17 protein-coding genes are annotated in these 18,680 nt (G+C 51.5%); 9 read left to right on the forward strand and 8 right to left on the reverse strand.

Features of this window, described 5'->3' with window-relative positions; translation table 11 throughout:
- From LBJ36_02780 to LBJ36_02790, 3 genes are all read left to right on the forward strand, one after another.
- Positions 1–711 (forward strand): FkbM family methyltransferase (locus LBJ36_02780; protein ID MDR1377960.1); only part of this gene is annotated, 711 nt, incomplete at its 5' end.
- A gap of 23 nt (positions 712–734) precedes the next feature.
- The gene (locus LBJ36_02785; protein ID MDR1377961.1) at positions 735–1,784 is read left to right on the forward strand and encodes a radical SAM protein; all 1,050 of its coding nucleotides are present in this window, start codon (positions 735–737) and stop codon (positions 1,782–1,784) included.
- Positions 1,785–1,885: 101 nt separating this feature from the next.
- Positions 1,886–2,905 (forward strand): radical SAM protein, encoded by a 1,020-nt coding sequence (locus LBJ36_02790; protein MDR1377962.1) that lies wholly within the window; start codon positions 1,886–1,888, stop codon positions 2,903–2,905.
- A 453-nt stretch (positions 2,906–3,358) separates the two neighbouring features.
- On the opposite strand, the gene LBJ36_02795 is transcribed toward LBJ36_02790, so the two are convergent.
- The 3 genes from LBJ36_02795 to LBJ36_02805 are packed head-to-tail and all read right to left on the reverse strand — an operon-like array spanning position 3,359 to position 5,876.
- Complete coding sequence (locus tag LBJ36_02795; GenBank protein MDR1377963.1) at positions 3,359–4,189, reverse strand: phosphoenolpyruvate hydrolase family protein; 831 nt, start codon at positions 4,187–4,189, stop codon at positions 3,359–3,361.
- 38 nt (positions 4,190–4,227) lie between these two features.
- On the reverse strand, positions 4,228–5,436 hold the full coding sequence (locus tag LBJ36_02800) for a Tm-1-like ATP-binding domain-containing protein (protein ID MDR1377964.1): 1,209 nt from the start codon (positions 5,434–5,436) through the stop codon (positions 4,228–4,230).
- A 23-nt stretch (positions 5,437–5,459) separates the two neighbouring features.
- Positions 5,460–5,876: a cupin domain-containing protein gene (locus LBJ36_02805; GenBank protein MDR1377965.1), complete on the reverse strand. Its 417-nt coding sequence runs from the start codon at positions 5,874–5,876 to the stop codon at positions 5,460–5,462.
- A 559-nt stretch (positions 5,877–6,435) separates the two neighbouring features.
- Here LBJ36_02805 and LBJ36_02810 point away from each other — a divergent pair.
- The 6 genes from LBJ36_02810 to LBJ36_02835 all read left to right on the forward strand — a co-directional run bounded on the left by LBJ36_02810 (position 6,436) and on the right by LBJ36_02835 (position 11,419).
- Positions 6,436–7,329: a branched-chain amino acid ABC transporter permease gene (locus tag LBJ36_02810; protein MDR1377966.1), complete on the forward strand. Its 894-nt coding sequence runs from the start codon at positions 6,436–6,438 to the stop codon at positions 7,327–7,329.
- A complete protein-coding gene (locus tag LBJ36_02815) occupies positions 7,326–8,444 on the forward strand; it encodes a branched-chain amino acid ABC transporter permease (protein MDR1377967.1) in 1,119 nt (372 codons plus the stop codon). Before LBJ36_02810 ends, LBJ36_02815 begins: the two co-directional genes overlap by 4 nt.
- Positions 8,441–9,244: an ABC transporter ATP-binding protein gene (locus LBJ36_02820; GenBank protein MDR1377968.1), complete on the forward strand. Its 804-nt coding sequence runs from the start codon at positions 8,441–8,443 to the stop codon at positions 9,242–9,244. Before LBJ36_02815 ends, LBJ36_02820 begins: the two co-directional genes overlap by 4 nt.
- A 16-nt stretch (positions 9,245–9,260) precedes the next feature.
- Positions 9,261–9,983 carry an ABC transporter ATP-binding protein gene (locus LBJ36_02825; GenBank protein ID MDR1377969.1) on the forward strand — a complete coding sequence of 241 codons (723 nt, stop codon included), beginning with the start codon at positions 9,261–9,263 and terminating at the stop codon, positions 9,981–9,983.
- A 77-nt stretch (positions 9,984–10,060) separates the two neighbouring features.
- Positions 10,061–10,249: a hypothetical protein gene (locus tag LBJ36_02830; GenBank protein ID MDR1377970.1), complete on the forward strand. Its 189-nt coding sequence runs from the start codon at positions 10,061–10,063 to the stop codon at positions 10,247–10,249.
- 45 nt (positions 10,250–10,294) lie between these two features.
- On the forward strand, positions 10,295–11,419 hold the full coding sequence (locus LBJ36_02835; protein ID MDR1377971.1) for an ABC transporter substrate-binding protein: 1,125 nt from the start codon (positions 10,295–10,297) through the stop codon (positions 11,417–11,419).
- A 411-nt stretch (positions 11,420–11,830) separates the two neighbouring features.
- Here the strand turns inward: LBJ36_02835 and LBJ36_02840 are convergent, their stop codons facing one another.
- The 5 genes from LBJ36_02840 to LBJ36_02860 form a co-directional block, all read right to left on the reverse strand.
- The gene (locus tag LBJ36_02840) at positions 11,831–13,582 is read right to left on the reverse strand and encodes a hypothetical protein (GenBank protein MDR1377972.1); all 1,752 of its coding nucleotides are present in this window, start codon (positions 13,580–13,582) and stop codon (positions 11,831–11,833) included.
- Entirely contained in the window at positions 13,564–14,112 is a 549-nt protein-coding gene (locus tag LBJ36_02845) for a hypothetical protein (protein ID MDR1377973.1), read from the reverse strand. Before LBJ36_02845 ends, LBJ36_02840 begins: the two co-directional genes overlap by 19 nt.
- A gap of 5 nt (positions 14,113–14,117) precedes the next feature.
- Positions 14,118–15,365 carry a hypothetical protein gene (locus tag LBJ36_02850; GenBank protein ID MDR1377974.1) on the reverse strand — a complete coding sequence of 416 codons (1,248 nt, stop codon included), beginning with the start codon at positions 15,363–15,365 and terminating at the stop codon, positions 14,118–14,120.
- A gap of 51 nt (positions 15,366–15,416) precedes the next feature.
- Positions 15,417–16,550, reverse strand: coding sequence for a hypothetical protein (locus LBJ36_02855; protein ID MDR1377975.1), 1,134 nt, complete (start codon positions 16,548–16,550; stop codon positions 15,417–15,419).
- A gap of 519 nt (positions 16,551–17,069) precedes the next feature.
- Entirely contained in the window at positions 17,070–18,674 is a 1,605-nt protein-coding gene (locus LBJ36_02860; GenBank protein ID MDR1377976.1) for a CTP synthase, read from the reverse strand.
- Between the last annotated feature and the right edge of the window lie 6 nt (positions 18,675–18,680).

An 18,680-nucleotide genomic window follows, 5' to 3' on the forward strand; every position in this document is an offset into this window, starting at 1 on the left:
TTGGCGGAACGGATAACATCTACGGTCAGTTTGTTTGCGGATTCGCAAAGTATCGAGATATATGCTTGTAACGTGAACTGTCATATTTTACGCAACTATGAGAACTTTGCTGAAAGCCGCAATTGCAAACAATATTTTCCTAATAATATTCCGTTTGCAAAAGGGAATAGCCGTTTTGTCGATTGCGGCGCATATACTGGAGATACGCTGACGGAACTGGTGAACAACGTGGGTTTGGTTGACACATATATAGGTTTTGAGCCTGACAGAGATACTTTTTCAAAACTCGCAAAAACCGCTTCGGGCTTGCGGCAAAAATTAGGACAAGCGTTCCTCTATCCGTGTGCTGTAGGCAGAGTGAATGAGTCATTGACAATAAGCGGTACAGTCGGAATGTTTGCTCTGTCCGAGACCGGAGGACAATCTATACAAGTTGTAAGATTGGATGACGCGCTTGCGGCGTTTGCTCCGACTATGCTCAAGATGGACATAGAGGGCGCGGAAATTGACACGATACACGGTGCGAGCGAACTGATTCGCGCTCACCACCCTGACCTCGCAATCTGTGTATACCATAAGATAAGCGATTACTGGGAGATACCGGTAATGCTTCATGAGTTGAATCCAAATTACGAATTCTACCTGCGTTCGCACAGTTCCTGTACATTGGAAACCGTGTTGTACGCTACAGAGAGGAGCCGATCAATATAGCTATGGAAGCGCTAAATATAGCTATGGCAATTCCTCAGCGCGTATCTTTGGCGGAACGATTACCGCTTTCTGTGCCGTTTTCGTTGCACGTGTTTCCATCGTATCATTGTAATTTCAAATGTGCATATTGCGTACATAGTTTAAGCTCGGCGGAGCTAAACGACATGCAGTTCAGAAAACAAACGATGCCTCTTGAGGTATTCAAAAAAACAGTTGACGATTTACGTGAGTTTGCAACTCCGCTGAAAGCGATGATATTCGCTGGACATGGAGAACCTCTTACGCATAGTGCCATTGCCGAAATGGTAGCTTATGCAAAAATGGTAGCTTATGCAAAGCGGAATAGCCCCGCGGAACGCATTGAAATTGTGACGAATGGAACGCTATTGAATCAGACTTTGTCGGACGCTCTGATAAACGCGGGTTTAGATAGGCTTCGAGTATCGTTGCAGGGTGTAAATGCTGATGATTACGAACGAATCTGCGGAGTTCGGATTGATTTCGAGCGATTTGTGGAGAATTTGTCGTATTTTCATCACAACAAGAAAAATACAAATGTGTTTATCAAGATTATTGACATTGCTCTGAGCAGTCCAATAGAAGAAAGTCCAATAAAAGAAACGGTATTTCACGCCCTGTTTGACTCAATTTGCGATACGTCCGCGATAGAACATCTTATTCCGTTCATTGAGAAAATCGACCATAGCGCATTAGGCGGAGATTTGACGCAAACTAAACACGGCGATGGAGTTGTCCGTAGAGTTGACATTTGTGCTATGCCGTTTTATATGCTTGTGTTGCTGCCGAACGGAGATGTAACCGGGTGTTGCTCTATTCAACCGCCGACGATATTCGGAAATGTAATGAAAAACAGCCTCTTGGAAATATGGCGTGGAGATAAACGTCAAGCGTTTTTAGTTGAACAGCTGCAAAGCAGAAACCTAAACGCCGTCTGCAAAAAGTGTAGCGTGCCGGATTACGGAATGCAAGTCGGCGACTATTTAGACGATGACCGGGACCGTTTGCGGGAATTGTTTATGATTAATATAGTAAAAGGCCTAAAGTTAAAATAGCTAAAAACTAGTTTTTAAGTGAATTAAAGTAAAAGGCCTAAAGTTAGAATTTTATGTTTACTAATTCTTAACTTAAACTGCTATATGAAAGGTAGAAACTAATGGCTCACATCAAACAAATTTCAGGTGTTGACGACCGAGTGGAACTAGCGGAAGTATTACCGCTGAAATCGCCGTTTACATTGAACGTGTTTCCGACAAACGCTTGCAACTTCAAGTGTGTGTATTGTGCGCACAGTTTGGATGACGCAACGATACTCAAAGAACATGGACTTGACAAAAGTTTTATGAGTATGGACACAATGCGGAAAATCGTGGAACAAAGCAAAGTTTTTGAGCCGTATAAGCTGCTGTCGTTTAATGGTCACGGTGAACCTTTACTCAACCGCGATTTGCCGGATATGATTGCACTTGCCAACAAAGCCAATATTGCCCGGAGAATTGAGATTATCTCCAACGCGAGCTTACTCAAGCGCGAGTACGCCGACAGACTGATTGAATCGGGACTGACCAATTTACGCGTGTCCTTGCAGGGACTTAACGCCGAATCATACAAGAAAACAAGCGGCGTTGATGTTGATTTTGATAAGTTTCTTGCGCAGCTCGAGTATTTCCATAAAAACAAACGACCGGAAATGGGTTTATTCGTGAAGATTATGGATGTGTCGCTGTCTGATGGTGATAAACAGCGTTTTTATGAGATGTTCGATGGGATTTCCGATAGAATGTATATAGAATATGTTCAGCCTGTCTATCATACGGTTGAACTATCGAGTGATCAGTCGAATTCAGACGTACAACGCAAGTATGACCGATACGGGAACGCGCATACTGCCAGAGTTGTCTGTCCTCTCGCGTTTTTTACGCTCAATGTATGGCCGAATGGTGATTATGACCTATGTGATGCTCCTTACAAACCGTGCGCATTAGGAAATATCAGTCAACTAACTATGCGTGAGATGTGGGACGGAGAAACCCTCCGCAATTTCCGCTACAGACTACTTTGCGGTGAAAGATATACTTTGGAGGGTTGCAAAAATTGTGTCGCACCCGACGATTGCTCTCAACCCTTAGATGTATTGGATAACTATGTAGAACAATTAAAACCGTTTTACGCTTAGATTTGAAGAATTAGATTTGAAGAAATGGAGAAACTTGCTATCTGCTTGACTAAAGAAAGTATAGACCAATTGACTAAAGAAAGTATAGACCAAGCCTTATATCTGATGCTTTTTGGGAATAGCAATTCGTAGACTTATTGACAAATGGGACCATCATCTACTAAAAAAGCCCAGAAGGCGGGGTCCGTACCTGTCTCCTGCCTTCTGTCTCCTGTCTCCTGTCTTCTGTTCTCCTGAGCTCAAATGTTTATGTTTCTTCGTTATTTCTGTCAGTCGTGAAGATTTCTCCTAAGTCATTTTAGAAATATTTATTTCAGGACAACCGTCTCTTATATATTGCGCTCTGTCCGCTATTAGTCCGCGTTCGCACGCGACATTCCGCAAAATAAAAATCATGCCGGTTATTCATGCCGGTTATTCATGCCGGAATAAGATGCGCGATCAGGACGTTCTTTAAAACGTCAGTTTGCCAAATTTCTCGACCTGCGCTTTAATGGCCACCTCGGTAGGAAGACGTTCCATGCTGCTGGCGCCATAGAATCCATTGATGTTTTTGCATTTCTTCAAGATGTACTGAGCGTCTTTTGGCGTGGCAATGGGGCCTCCGTGACAGAGAAGGATGACGTCCTGCCTCACGCTATGCGCCGCGTCGGTGATCTCATCGATCAGCTTCACGCAATTATCCAGGCTCTTGGCAGTCTGAGCGCCGATGCTGCCGGAGGTAGTCAAACCCATGTGAGCCACCAAGATATCCGCGCCGGCTTTTGTCATAGCCTTGGCGTCCTCAGCGTTGAACACGTAGGGGGTGGTCAGGAGGTTCATCTTGCTGGCACGTTCAATAGCCTCGACTTCCAGCCCGTATCCCATGCCGGTTTCTTCCAGGTTGGCCCTGAAAACCCCGTCGATCAGTCCTACTGTGGGGAAGTTTTGCACCCCCGCAAAACCCTCCTCTATAAGACGCCGTAGGAAGGATTCCCAGTTCACGAAAGGATCTGTGCCGTTGATTCCCGCTAGAACCGGAACCTTTTTCACCACCGGGATAACCTCTCGTGCCAATTCCAGCACGATATCGTTGGCGTTGCCGTATGCCATCAGGCCCGCCAGCGAACCGCGGCCGGCCATGCGGTACCGCCCCGAGTTGTAGATGACGATCAGATCGATGCCGCCCACCTCTTCCCATTTGGCCGAGATGCCCGTCCCCGCGCCGCCCCCGACGATGGGTTTTTTCGCCGCTATCTTCGCGTGTAGATTGCTCAGAATGCTCTCACGTGTCGGTGTTGTCATAGTGTCCTCCTATAATTTTTCAATTTTCCTATAATTTTTCAATTTTCCTGTAATTTTTCAATTTTCCTGAACTGTTCGGCGAGGGCCTCGGCAAAGGCGTCGTCGTTGATGTGGTGTGGCACGCGGATGACCTTCCTCCGATCAGTCAGCTTGACCGTCGCCTCGATAGCCTCAAAAAGAGCTTCATCCGCCTCCAGGTCGTAGAAGGGCTGCCCCGGAGCGTCGATAGCGGAAACCCCGCCTTCGGGAAGAAGAAAACGGACCTCACCCTCGCACTGATTGAGTTTTTCGCCGATCCAGCGCGCCATAGCGGCGTTTTCTTCCTTCGTCGTGCGCATGAGCGTCACATTGGCATTGTGCGCGTAGAGGTTGCGTCCTTTATATTTTTCTGGTACGGTGTTCATAGCTCCAAAGTTGACCATATCCAACGCCCCGACGCTACCCACATAGGGAAGTTTTGTGCGGATGACGGCCCCCAGACGATCAGGGCCAGCGCTCATCACCCCACCCATGTGCAAGTCGCAGATTTCGGTCAAAGTGACGTCGATGACGCGCTTTAACATCCCGGAGTCGATGAGCTTCTCGAAACACTGGCCACCGATTCCCGTAGCGTGGAAAATCAACGGCTCGTATTCGTTCTCGAAAATGTTCCGCAAATTTGTCACACAAGGCGTCGTGACGCCGAACATCGTCATGCCCAACAGCGGCTTCGTGTCCGCGATATCGGGAATGGCGTTTTTTACCATGCCGGCCATGGCGTGAGCCGCGTTACCCAACACCGCCCGGGAAACGGGATTCAACCCCGCCACATCCGCCACGGAGGCCATCATACAGATGTCGGTGGCTCCCACATAGGGAGTAGTGTCTCCGGAGGCGACAGTCGAGACCATTAGCTTGGGTGTACCCACCGGCAGACTTCTCATACCGCGGGTGACCAGTGCCGTGTTTCCCGAACCACCCATTCCCAGCACGCCGCCGATGTCGTCACGTCCCAGCAGAAATGCCTCCAAAGCCTCGCTCATGGCCGTCACCGCGCTGCCCCGATCGAGCCCCGCGCTGAGAAAATTAGGGATCTTAGGGTGATGCCTAGCAACATCGGCATTGGAGACGTCGACACAGTTTTTATGCTCGAAAATGCCTACGTCGATCAGCACGCATTCGACGCCCGCGCGCTCCAGAAGCTCTTTGGCGTAGGACAGCTCCGTATACTTGGTGTCGCATGTTCCAATAATGTAGGCTTTTTTCATCTTTTATTTCCCCCGTCGCGTTTTCACTCCGCCGACTGGGGCGGCAGCACGGTACAACCTGGATCAGCCCGCATGGCGATCTCGGGGCCTGAGAATTGGTAGACCGCCATCAGAACCATATTTTCTTTGCCTGTATTCAAAGTGGAATGGAATTGACCGGGCTCAAGGTAGATCAGATCCCCCACGGTCACGGTTTTTTTCTCCTCGCTAGAATCACTAAAGACCACCTGCTCACCCTGTCCTTGCGTGACGTAAAGCACCTCCGAGCAACCCGGATGATTGTGCTTCGCGTGTCCCTTGCCTGGTTCAAGGGTCACAATTCCCGTAACCATTTCCTTCGCCCCGGTCACATTGGGTTCAGAAAGCCACTGTAGTTTGCCCCAATCAAAAACCTGCGTTTCTACGTTCTCCGCTCTTACGAATGTACGAAAACCACTCATCAGTAACCCTCCTTAATGTTCATCATGAACCTCAGGATACGAAACAAAATCATGTCATCGTCATAAATCCCAAGAACTATCAAGAACTATCAAGAATTATCAAGAACTATCGAGAAGTGCGCCTTGCTTTGTGGAAATCGCTTTGTGGAAATCCGTGAAATTTCCGCTTCTTCCTCAATATCGGCTCCTCTGTCGGGTTGCTCGGAGCCTTCTTGTCCACCTTCTTGTCCACCTCCTTTCTGATTTTCTTTCTGATTTTCTTTCTCTCTTTCTCTCTTTTGCTTTCTCTTGCTTTCTTTTTATTCTTCTCTCGATATATAGATATTATATAGATATTATTTTGAAGGTTGATATTATTCTAGCATCGATACCCACAACTGTTATATACTAAACTTGCAATATGTCAAAGATGTGCTTATAATGCGTAAATTAATTTTTTTATCGAATCCTACTATAAAGAAAAAATTTAAGTCATTTTGATTCAGTCATTTTGATTCGATTGGGCAAAAAAATGAGCAAAAAATGAGCGAAAAATGAAATTTGAAGGGGGGAAAAGATATTGAACCTAAACATGTTTGTCCAACACTTCATCAACGCTCTGGGGCTGGGCTCCCTTTATGGCTTGATCGCCATCGGGTACACCATGGTATATGGGATTTTGCGCTTGATCAACTTTGCGCACGGCGATATTTTCATGTTGGGCGCGTATTTCGTGTTCTTCGCGACGATCCAGTACAAACTTCCCTGGGAACTCGGCGTGATCATCGCTATCGTAGGGGCCACGCTGTGTGGGCTCTTGGTCGACCGCGTCGCCTATCGTCCGCTCAGGAACGCCCCCCGTATCTCGGCCTTGATCAGCGCCATCGGAGTGTCGTTTTTCCTCGAAAACCTGGCCGTCGTGGTTTTCACCGGAATGCCCCGCGCCGTGGTTCAGCCGCCCTGGTTGATGAAACCCATCCTCGTGGGCGGTGTGCGATTTATTCCTCTAGGGCTCATGGTTCCGAGCATTTCCTTTGTCCTTGTGGGTGGGCTTCTGTGGGTCGTCTATCGAACTAAGCCGGGGCTGGCGATGCGCTCCATCTCTTATGACATCGAGACCACTCGTCTGATGGGTGTCTCCGTGGACCGAATCATCGCCCTCACCTTCGCGCTGGGGTCTGGGTTAGCCGCCTTGGCCGGCATCATGTGGGCGTTACGCTACCCCCGAGTCGAGCCCTTCATGGGAATCTTTCCTGGCTTCAAAGCCTTTATCGCGGCGGTTTTCGGCGGAATCGGCTCCATTCCCGGCGCGATGGTTGGAGGGCTGGCTCTAGGTTTCGTCGAAATCATGTCTATTGCCTTCTTTCCGCACCTATCGGGCTATAAGGACGCCTTCGCCTTTGTGCTTCTGATCGTTATCTTGCTTATCAAGCCCACGGGGCTGATGGGCGAGAAAATGGAGGAAAAAATATGAGCAGCGCGCGAACGACAGGAGCATCAACAACGCGTACTCGCAACGGACTGTTGAACCTGTTGTCGTTGGCGGCGCTCCTTTACTTTCTCTGGTGGGCGCCGACAAACCTCGACGGCTATAAGCTACGCGTCATCAACCTCATTGCCATCAACGGCATTTTGGGGCTTTCGCTCAACTTGATCTATGGCATAGCCGGCATGTTCTCCCTGGGGCACGCGGGATTCATGGCGATAGGTGCCTACGTCTCCGCGCTCCTGATCCTAACCCCCGCGCAAAAAGTGACCCAGTGGATCCTGGAACCCATCGCGCCATGGCTTTTGAACTTTCAAGTCCCGTTCATCATCTCCCTGATTCTGGCCGGGTTGGCGGCGGCTTTTGTGGGATGGCTCATCGCCCTACCAGTGCTGCGCTTGGGCGGCGACTACTTGGGTATCGCGACGCTGGGGTTCGCGGAAATCATCCGCATTTTGATCGTCAACCTGACGCCCATCACTAACGGATCTCTGGGCTTAAAGGGGATTCCCGCTCACACCGATTTATGGATGAGCTACGGTTGTTTCCTCGTGATTCTCGTCTTCGTGACGCGCCTGATGAACAGCAACTTCGGCAATGTTCTCCGGGCGGTTCGCGACGATGAGGTTGCGGCCCGGACGATGGGAGTCGACACCTTCCGGGTCCGCACTCTGGCCTTCACCCTCGGCTGCTTCGGCGGCGGGCTGGGCGGGGCACTGATGGGGAACCTCATCACGACCATCGACCCCAAAATGTTCATGATCACCCAAACCTACAATCTCCTGATGATCGTGGTTGTCGGGGGGTTAGGTTCCATCACGGGCAGCGTCATTGGTTCGATCCTAGTCACGACGATGCTGGAGTGGCTCCGGTTCGTCGAGAACCCCATCACGCTCGGTTCTCTTCGTATTCCTGGTATTCCGGGCATGAGAATGGTCATTTTTTCTGTGCTGCTAATCGCGGTTATCATCTTCCGTCGTGAGGGGATCATGGGAACGCGGGAGTTCTCGTGGAACTGGTTTTTTCCGCCGCTTAAGCAACCTGAGGGCAAGACGCCCGATGACATAGATGACATATTGGAGGAGAGGAGGCGGGGCCGATGACTTCTGAGCAGTACGTCAAAAACACCATCCTCGAAATAGAGAACGTTACGATCCGCTTTGGCGGGCTCGTCGCGGTCAGTGGCCTGTCGATGAAAATCCCAGAAGGCGTCATCACGGGCCTCATCGGGCCCAATGGAGCGGGCAAAACGACGGTATTCAACGTCATCACCGGCTTTTACAGGCCTACGGAAGGAAGTGTTGCTTTCATGGGACGCCCCTTGACCGGCCTGCCACCGCACAAAGTCTGTGAAGCTGGAGTAGCGCGCACGTTTCAGAACATTCGTCTGTTCCACAACGAGACGGTGTTGGAAAACGTTATGGTCGGTGCTCACGTGCGCCAAAAAGGGAAATGGTGGCAGACCCTGGTTCCCTTCGTCTTCCCGAACGCTGAACGGGAGGAAAGAGAGCTCCGCACGTCGTCGATGAAGCTTCTTTCGCGTCTCGGACTGGCTGCGCAGGCCGACACGGTTTCATCGTCCCTGCCCTATGGTGCTCAGAGGCGCCTTGAAATAGCGCGCGCTCTCGCCACGCGGCCGAAGTTCCTCCTGCTAGACGAGCCCGCGGCCGGGATGAATCCGCAGGAGTCGGCGGAGCTTCTGAACTTCATCCGCGGGCTGAGAGACGACTTCGACCTGACCATCCTGCTGATTGAGCACGACATGAAGGTCGTCATGGGGGTTTGTGAGCACATCTGGGTATTAGACCGTGGAATGCTGATCGCCGAAGGCTCACCTGGCGATATCCGATCAAATCCTCAGGTCATCGAGGCTTATCTGGGCAAAGACGCCCCGAGTGTTTGAGGGAGGAAGCCGGAACATGCTGGACATCCAGAACCTGAACATCTGGTACGGGGGTATTCACGCGGTGAAGGGCATCGACGTCTCCATCCAGCGGGGGGAGATCGTCACATTGATCGGCGCTAACGGCGCGGGCAAAAGCAGCACGATCCGCGCGATAGCCGGACTTGTGCGGGGATTCAAGGGATTTATCGGCTATACTCCTCATTCGGAGACTCAGCCCATTCGCCTAAACGGGCGTCAGCCGGAGGAGATGGTTCGGATGGGCATCGCACTGAGCCCGGAAGGCCGCCGAATCCTGCCTCAACTCACTGTGGAAGAGAATTTGCGGTTGGGAGCCTACACCCGCAACGACAAAGTAGAGATTGCCCACGATATGAACTACGTCTACGACCTGTTCCCGCGCTTGAAAGAACGTCGCTCGCAGAAGGGCGGGACGCTGTCGGGGGGGGAACAGCAAATGCTCGCGGTGGGGCGCGCCCTGATGAGTCGCCCCGACCTCTTGATGTTGGATGAACCCTCGCTGGGACTAGCTCCCATGCTGGTTGGAGAGGTTTTCGACGTCATACGGGAAATCAACCGTCAGGGGAAAACGATTCTGCTCGTGGAACAAAACGCCTTCGCGGCGCTCTCGATCGCTCACAAAGCCTACGTCCTGGAGGTCGGGTCGATTGCCCTGCAGGGGACGGGGAAAGAACTGCTCCACAACCCTCAGGTACGGGAAGCCTACCTTGGCGGATGACCAGCGGATGACCAATTGAATGAAAGCAAAACGTATGATTGGACGTGCTTAATCCTTATTCCGCTAAAACTTAAAATATGGGACAATTAAAATTTAAAATATGGGACAATTGCTCAAAGGGACAGTTGCTCAAAGGAAAGGAGGTGGACACGGGAGACAGGAGAAATAAGGAACACCGCGGCCAGAAGGATAGTCGGAAGGATATCGGAAGAATAATGGAAATTGGAAGGATAATGGAAATTGGAAAGATAATGGATAATGGATAATGGAAATTTGTAGGTAATGTTGACTCTATTGAGGAGGTATGTGAAGTGAAGAAGTTTCTTTTTGTGTTGTGCGTCGTGCTGCTTACGGCAAATGTAGCGTTCGGAGCAAATGTGATCAAGATCGGCGTCGTCGCTACGGTAACGGGCCAGAACGCTTTCGGTGGCCAGTTGGAGCTGGAGGGAATGCAGCTCGCGAACAAACTCTATTCTGAAGCGTTCGGTAAGAAAATCGAACTCGTCATCGTGGACATGAAGAGTGACAAGGTGGAAGCGGCTACAGCGGCCAGCCGTTTGATCGAAAACGACAAAGTCATCGCGCTTATCGGGCCCTACGGTTCCGGGCCCGCCATGGCCGCCGGAGAGGTGGCGGAGGTCGCCGGCATTCCGATGATGGGCACAGCCACAACCAACCCTCTGGTGACAGAGGGCAAAAAGTACGTTTTCAGGGCCTGCTTCATCGATCCCTTCCAGGGTGAGGCCGCCGCGAACTATGCCTTCAAGAACCTGAGCTTCAGAAAAGCGGCGGTGCTGACCGACGTCGCCAGCGACTACGCCGTGGGCTTGGCCAGTTTCTTCAAGACGAACTTCACCAAACTAGGCGGGGAGATCGTCTCCGACCTGAAGTACCAGTCTGGCGACACGGATTTCACCGCTCAACTCACCGAGATCATCGCCAAGGAACCCGAAATCGTCTTCATCCCCGCTTACTTCGCTGAGGGCGCAATCGTCCTGAAGCAGGCGAGTGAACTAGGTTCCAAGTCGCGCTTCATGGGCGGTGACGCGATGGACAACCCGGAGATTGTGACGCTGGGCGGCGAGGCCGTCGAGGGCTTCCTGCACACCACCTTTGCCTACGATCCCAGTATGCCGGAGATGAACACGGAAGCCCAGGCCTTCACGGAGGCGTGGAAAAAAGAGCACCCCGACAAGGAGTCCAACGCCAACGCGGCCATGGGCTATGACGCTTACGTCCTTCTCTATCAGGGACTTCTGAAAGCAGGAAAAGAGGACCCGCAGGCCATCCGTGACGCTCTGGAGAGCCTTACGGACGTGCCGACCGTTACAGGCCTGACCTCCTTCAGCGCGGAAAAACACGATCCTAGCAAAGACGCCGGAGTCGTCGAGATCAAAGACGGCAAGAAATCCTACATTTACACCATAAAGCCTTAACCGCACGGGGTCCGGTTCTACGACCATTTATGCCTTTTCGACTTGATTTTACGATAAAGCAATGAGAAAGCCAACAGCTTCAGTCGTTGGATGAGAGTTGTTGGATGAGAGATGAGAGTCGTTGGATGAGAGTCGTTGGATAAAATTGGATGAAATTGGATGAGAATCGCAACGCCGCCGACGGCGGCGTTTGTTTTGTATTTAGTTTCTTGTCATATGTCTACTTTCATGTTAAACTTCTTTAATAGCCTATCAACAATAGCCTATCAACAATAGCTTATCAACAATGGCTTATCAACAATAGCCTATCAACGTGAGATACGGGGCGGAACACGAGCGGGATATCAAGCGGGATATCAATTAGAATTCCATGACTTTAGTCGTGGGAGTATGTCAAGTTCAGGGCAATCCTCACTTCGGAAGGTTTTGGGGACGGTCGAAGGGATCAGTGTCTCTGAACTCGCCGAAGGACGCAGGAGTGTTGGGGAACGCCAGAATGGATATGTTGAGGCTAAGGCGGCTTTCCCCGTTTTTAGTATAATCGTGGTGATAGATTACTTCCCATTTCATACAGTCGTTGACCCACTGGAGCGCGTAGCTGGTCTCATCCACCATAGACTCCTTCAAATCGTAACTTCCTCGCGCAAACACGAAAAATTCTCGCCCCACAGGAAAACGTATTTTTTGATGCAGTCTTTCCGTCTTTCGAAAGCCATCCCAAAGCAAAGGAGACTCTCCCCAAACGTACCGCCGTTCGTAGCCGGAGGCCAGCTCCACCTCGCCCAGGTTGTAGCGTAACCCCCACAGCCCTTCCACCATCTTTTGGTTAGGGTAATCTTTTTCGTAAAACCAGATTCCGTAGCGGGAATTAGAGAACAACTGGACCGATTTGCTCAAGGGTATCTCGAAATAGCTGTGTAGCTTTGCTCCGTAGCGCGTGATCACATCGCCCGTAAAAGTGGGGGTTTTGTCCTGATAGTCACCCCAGGATGTCTCCAACCGCAAATAGGAAAACCGCGAAAGCGGGTTGTCGAACCAGGGCGTCGAGAAAGTAAGCTCCGCTTTTCGGTCTAAGCGGCCCTTGTACTTATAAAGCGAACTTTTCCTGTCCTCTATGTACTCGTCCTTCGACCAGCGAAGAGCGGCCTGCCAGCCCTGGTGTTCGTAATTCAGTGACACTCGGGGGTGGTAGATCTTCTCGTTCCACGCGTTGTCCCAAGAGTACTCGATGCCGCCCATGATCGAGAATTCGTTGCCGCCGCCAAAACTCTGCACCACGTTAGCCGTCCATTCAAAATTTACGTCCGTCCAATAGGCCACTCCCAAATTGACGGAACCCGTTTCCCATGCCAGCGCTCCGCTAAGGCCCATGCCCGCTCCCTTATCGTCGTTGTGTTGAATGTAGGGGGCGATGGAGTGTTGCGCGGCTTTACGGTCGATGTTCACGATGTAATCCAGGGGATAAGTGAAAATAAAGGTCTTGCCCAGGTAAAGACGCGGCTTTTTCGCCACTACGTAGTGTCCAGGCATGACGGTGATTTTCTTCGTTTCGATGCGGTAGTGGGGGTGGTCCAGGGCACAAGTCGTGGCAGACACATCTTCCCAGATAGCCATGTAAGACATATCTTGTCTGGCATGGATAAGACCCCGCTCCACCGCTATGGAGTAAGGAAGGACTTGAATCCCCCCTCCAGAGATGTACAGGGTTCCTTCTCCCACGGGAACGTTACTCCTAGCGCCGGTGAGAACGCCTTCCCCCGTGTTTAAGTTGTACTCCAGCCCGTCGCCCATCAGGTTCCCATCTTTGTTCCGCAACGACACCGGTTTGCCTGGTAGGGACGAGGCCCTCAGCTTTTGCGTGACGGCGTCGTAATCAATGCGCTCCGCCCGGACCGTGGCGTCTTGATACGTCAGGATAGCGTTGCCTTGAGCGGTGATTCTGCCTGCGGCATCGTCATAACTGACGCGTTCCGCGTCCAGTATGACGCTTGCGGGCGAGGTAGCGGCAAAAACGGGTGTTCCGGCAAAACACAGAACAAAAAACAGAACAAGCTGCAGGATAAGCCGCAGGATAAACCTCATGATAAGCCTCAGGAGGATACCGTCGCTCCCTCTCCAAACCCTGTTTTTTTCACCTTTATGCTTCAGTCTGTGCTTGTCCACTGGATAACGCCTCCTCTATCCAACAAAACGACTCCTGATACATCAAGACTCGCCACGTTCGCCTTCAAGAGAAACTCGGCGTCGTAAATCGTCAAACCTTTCGGAAATAAAAACTCATCTTCATCCTTCGACCAGAACAGTCGTGGACTTTCTAAGTTTAGCACACGAGGCCCCATTTCCAGAGTTCCAAGAAGCGGGCCTATGTCCAACGAAGCGGCTTCTTCCGAGTAAACACCCTGATTGCTCCGTAAGTACCACTCCCCGCCATCGGCGATCTGGCGGCGCACGTCCAGGGAGCGTACTTCTATCTTGTTTTCGCTCCTCCGAGCCCAGGGAATTTGAACCTGCCAGAGGTCTCCCGATATCTCGCGCTCGAACTCCAAATTTTCCAGCAACAGTCCGGGCATATTTTCGAGCCCTTCCCTTAAAAGATTCACGTCGAGGTGAATATCCCTAAGAGTGTACCGGACCATCAGCCCTATGCAAAATACCGCCACAGCTAGGAAGACAAAAATTTTTTTGATTTTCATAGCGACTACCAGACGATCTTCCAGTTGGATTCTTCGCGGACAACGCCCAAAGTGCGGCTGATCAGAGTGCGGATCAGAAGGATACGTTTGACCGCCACGATCTTAGCCCGCTCGACGCCCGTCCAATCAATCGTATACCCGTCTCGCAGGGCTCCTCTGAAATCCGAGGCTTTTCTCAACTCCGACTCGAAAGTCTCCTTGGAAAAAAGTTTTTGCGAGGATTTCGACAGCATGGAGTACATGGCGTCGGGATCGTGTTTCATCCAAAGTTCCAAAAAAGCCCGTACCGTTTTTTCTCGGGAAGAGTACGCTTTGTCGGCCTCGGTTTCCTGAGTTTTGGCTTCTTCAGAGAGAGGCTCTTGATTCCCTCTCGACCGTAGAGCTTCCACGAAATCCTCCATGCTCTGGGACTCCTCTGGCTCCATCACAATGATCTCCGGTTCCGTCGCCACGTTTTTAGTGGGCTGGGTAGTTTCTGTGGTAGTTTCTGTGGTAATTTCTGTGCTGGGTTCGACAAGGCTGACGGACGCTTCAGGCTGCTTTGGAGTTGCCGGTCTGGGGTTTCGATTCGAGGCGCGTTTCGTAGTGGAGACCGGTTTTGGCGCGAAAGGCGGTTCTTGGGGGGCACGTTGCCCTGAAGCGGGTGGCAACTCCACGATCACTACATCAAGCAAGTCCTCAGGATTTCCACTGTTCTCACTGTTCTCATTGGCAAACAGAACTTCTGAGTTATCCAATGAGTTATCCAATGAGTTATCCGAAAAAGCGAAAATACGCTCGTCGTACACGCCCATTCCTTGAACAGCGAGGGCGAAATCTCCCTCGTTCTGTTTAGGGAAAAAAACTAGCCCCTGAACCAATCCACTGAGAGGTTGGTCCAATGTCCGGTCGTAGCGGATGGGTTTGACGCGCTTTCCCTCGGCCGTAACTAGCGCGATTTTCTCGGAAAGAGGGGAAAAATTGAGTGGGCGGGGTCCAAAAGCGTACACGGTAAAAAGGAAGGGTTCCGCCTCTCCGATGGACAGGCCCGAGATAAACCCCTCTTTGTAGGAGCGCCGTTCTGACTCTGTCATTCCCGTTCGGACCGCCTCCGAGTCCACCCAGGGGTCCACCAGTTCCTCAGGATAGTGCACGACCCAGACAAGACAATCTTGCCCCCAGTGAAAAGACGTCCGGTTTTCGAGAATCCGGATCGTATCCTCGAAGGAGTTGGCGTAGCAGCGGCTGGCGTTCCCAAGCCAGAAAGCGAACAAGGCAAGCGCTCCTGAAAGCGCAGGAAAAAAGCGACGAAACTTCACGGCTCGTCAGTTGATCTTTTGCTCAGCAGGCAGCACGATCGTCTCCGTATCGGTACCGGAAGAAGAAGGCGCGACAGTTCCCGTCGAAGCAGGAGAGGATATGCTCTCCCGAATCGTCGCCCCTGGGTCAATACGAAGGCTTTCCGGAACCGGATAGCCGGATACCTGCACGTCCCCAGAGGTTTCCACGAAGGTGATGCTTCCCTCCGCTATCGTGAGCGCTTCGCCGCGAATGAGTAATCCACCCAGCAACCCCAAGGGTCCTAGGGCGATCGCGCCGACGATACTGGTGGCTCCAGCCCCAATCATGGCGCCTTCGCCTTTGTTCCAGCTCTTTTCCGCGTCTTTCGTGGCCTTCTGAGAGGCGTTGCCGACGGTAACCGGGGGGCGCTGGGGACCCAGTGGCACCAATGCCTTAAAATCGATGCGGATCTCACTGGGTAAACCGCCGTGGCGGGGTTTTTTCACTTCTTGGATGTTGGCGGATATAGGGCTCCCCTTGGGTGCCACTAAAACCTTGTTCACCAGAAGGTCATCCACCAGCGCCAGCGCCACAGAATCCCCTTTTTGGGCTTTGGCGGGGGTCAGTTCTTCGAGAAATTTTATCTTCAAAACGGTGCTCGTCGGTAAAATCACGTCCTGAAAGAGCACGGGGTCGGCTACCAGCGAGGCCAGAATGCGCTCCACGCGCATTGCCAGAGGCTTGCCGTATTGCATTTCCCCGTCCAAGTCCACCTCCATATCTTCAACTCGCTTCAGGGCCGGTTTCCATCCTTGCGCGTTTTGTCCCACGATCCACTCAGCCACGCTGAGCTTGAAGAGCATGGAGGGCTGGTCCGTCGTCCCCACCTCCAGAAAGTTCAAAGTAGCGGCGTGGCGCTCGGAGATGCTACCGGGAAGGTCCCTGCCGAACAGTTCCTTTTCGACGGTGTTCAATCGCTCGATGAGTCCTCCTTTGTTGGCTTCGCCGTAAACGATAGTCTCGACTCGCTTCATCATCAGCATGGACGTGCTTTGCTCTGTGTCGTTCACTACCTGAGCCGCTTGGGCGGGAATCACTAGACCGAAGACCGCGATAGAGGTGAAAAAACCTATCAGCAATATCCCTCGAAAGCCCCTCTCCTTCGTTATTTTGTTCAATGTGCATACCTCCTCGAAACATACGGTTTTCCCTTAAGTTTTCCACTAAGTTTTCTATATAAGTTTTCTATATAAGTTTTCCCTATATAAGTATAAGTTTTCCCTACATAAGTTTTCCAGCAAGTCAGTGATGTCGTCAACTATCCTAATTTTATCAGTTGGGAAGGCTTTGCGACATGCGTTTCGAGGCGCGAAACCACGGTTTCGTCTTGGCCTCAGTGGCCATAGCGCTTTTACTTTGGGCCTTTTACGATCAAGCGATGAGAAAGCCAACGGCTTCAGTCGTTGGATGAATTGGATGAAATTGAATGAGAATCGCAACGCCGCCGTTGGCGGCGTTTGTTTTGTATTTGGTTTCTTGTCATAGGTCTACTTTCATGTTAAACCCCTTTTTATGGCTTATCAACGTGAGATGCGGGGCGAAACACGACCAGCATATCAATGCCAGCATATCATGCCAGGATATCAATGCCAGGATATCATGCCAGGATATCAATGTGGCTGTGGGAGTATGTCAACCTAATTTATTATACGGTTTTCGAGCGCCGCGCCGATGAAAGCCGCAAATAAAGGATGGGGGCGGACTGGACGAGATTTCAGCTCTCCGTGAAACTGTCCTCCCACGAACCAGGGATGTTCAGGAAGCTCCACGATCTCTACCAGATCTCGCTCCGCGCAAATACCCGACATCTTCAGGCCGGCGTCTTCCAGCCTTTGACGGTAGGTGTTGTTGAACTCATAGCGATGACGGTGCCGCTCGCTGACGCGTTCTGTGCCGTAGGCCCGCGCCGCCGCTGTTCCCGGAAGAAGGTCGCAGTCATAAGCCCCCAAACGCATGGTTCCTCCCATCTTATCGATGCCCACTTGCTCTTGCATCAAGTGAATCACAGGATGTACCGTGGCGGGGTCCATCTCCTGGCTATGAGCGCCCGCCAGATGACAGACGTTTCTGGCGTACTCCACCACCATCATCTGCATCCCCAAGCAGATGCCAAAAAGAGGAATTTTCTTTTCCCTGGCGTGGCGAATCGTGGCGATCTTCCCCTCGATGCCTCGTGAGCCGAACCCACCCGGAATAAGAATACCGTCTACGCCTTCCAACATGGCCTCCGTTCCTTGGACTTCCACGTCCGTGGATTCCACAGAGCGCACTTTCACCTTGACGTTATGATAGATCCCCGCGTGATAAAGCGCTTCCACGACGCTCAGATAGGCGTCCTTGTGCTGGACGTACTTGCCCACCAAGGCAATTTCCACACTTTGAGGAGCGTTCATGAAACGATCAACCACCAGTCGCCAGTCGGAAAGGTCAGGTTCTTTTTCACAGGAGACGGAAAGATATTTCAAAACAAGAGAATCCAGCTCCTGACGGTGGAGGCTTAAAGGCACAGCATAAATCGTAGGCTCGTCCAGAACCTCGATCACCGCCTCAGGCGGAACGGTGCAAAAAAGCGCGATCTTATTTTTCATCTCCTCGTTCATGGGGTGGCTGGTCCTGCAAACCAGAATGTTGGGAAGGATTCCTATGCGCCGAAGCTCCTGTACGCTGTGCTGAGTGGGTTTTGTCTTCAGTTCTCTGGCCGCCTCCAGCCATGGAATGAGGGTTACGTGACAATAGAGGACGTTCTCCCGCCCTACGCGGCTCGACATCTGACGGATCGCCTCCAAGAAGGGAAGCCCCTCGATGTCGCCCACTGTCCCCCCAATCTCGACGATGACCACGTCCCGTCTCTCTCCTGCCTTGACCAGGCGCTCCTGAATATCATTGGTGACGTGAGGAATCACCTGCACCGTCCCACCCAGATAAGCGCCGCGCCTCTCTTTTTCGATAACGCCGGAGTAGATCTTGCCCGTCGTCACGGTGTTGTCGTTGGAGAGCGGCTCATCGATAAAACGCTCGTAGTGTCCCAAATCGAGATCTGTTTCCGCGCCATCGTCGGTCACGAAAACCTCGCCGTGCTGAAAGGGATTCATGGTACCCGCGTCCACGTTTAAATAGGGATCGACTTTGATAATGGAAACTTTGAAACCTCTTTTCTTCAATAAAGTTCCGATTGACGCCGCCGTTATGCCTTTTCCCAAAGAAGAAACCACGCCACCCGTTATAAAGACATACTTGGTCATTTCACT

This window comes from Synergistaceae bacterium, from assembly GCA_031267575.1.
Taxonomy (GTDB): Bacteria; Synergistota; Synergistia; order Synergistales; family Aminobacteriaceae; genus JAIRYN01.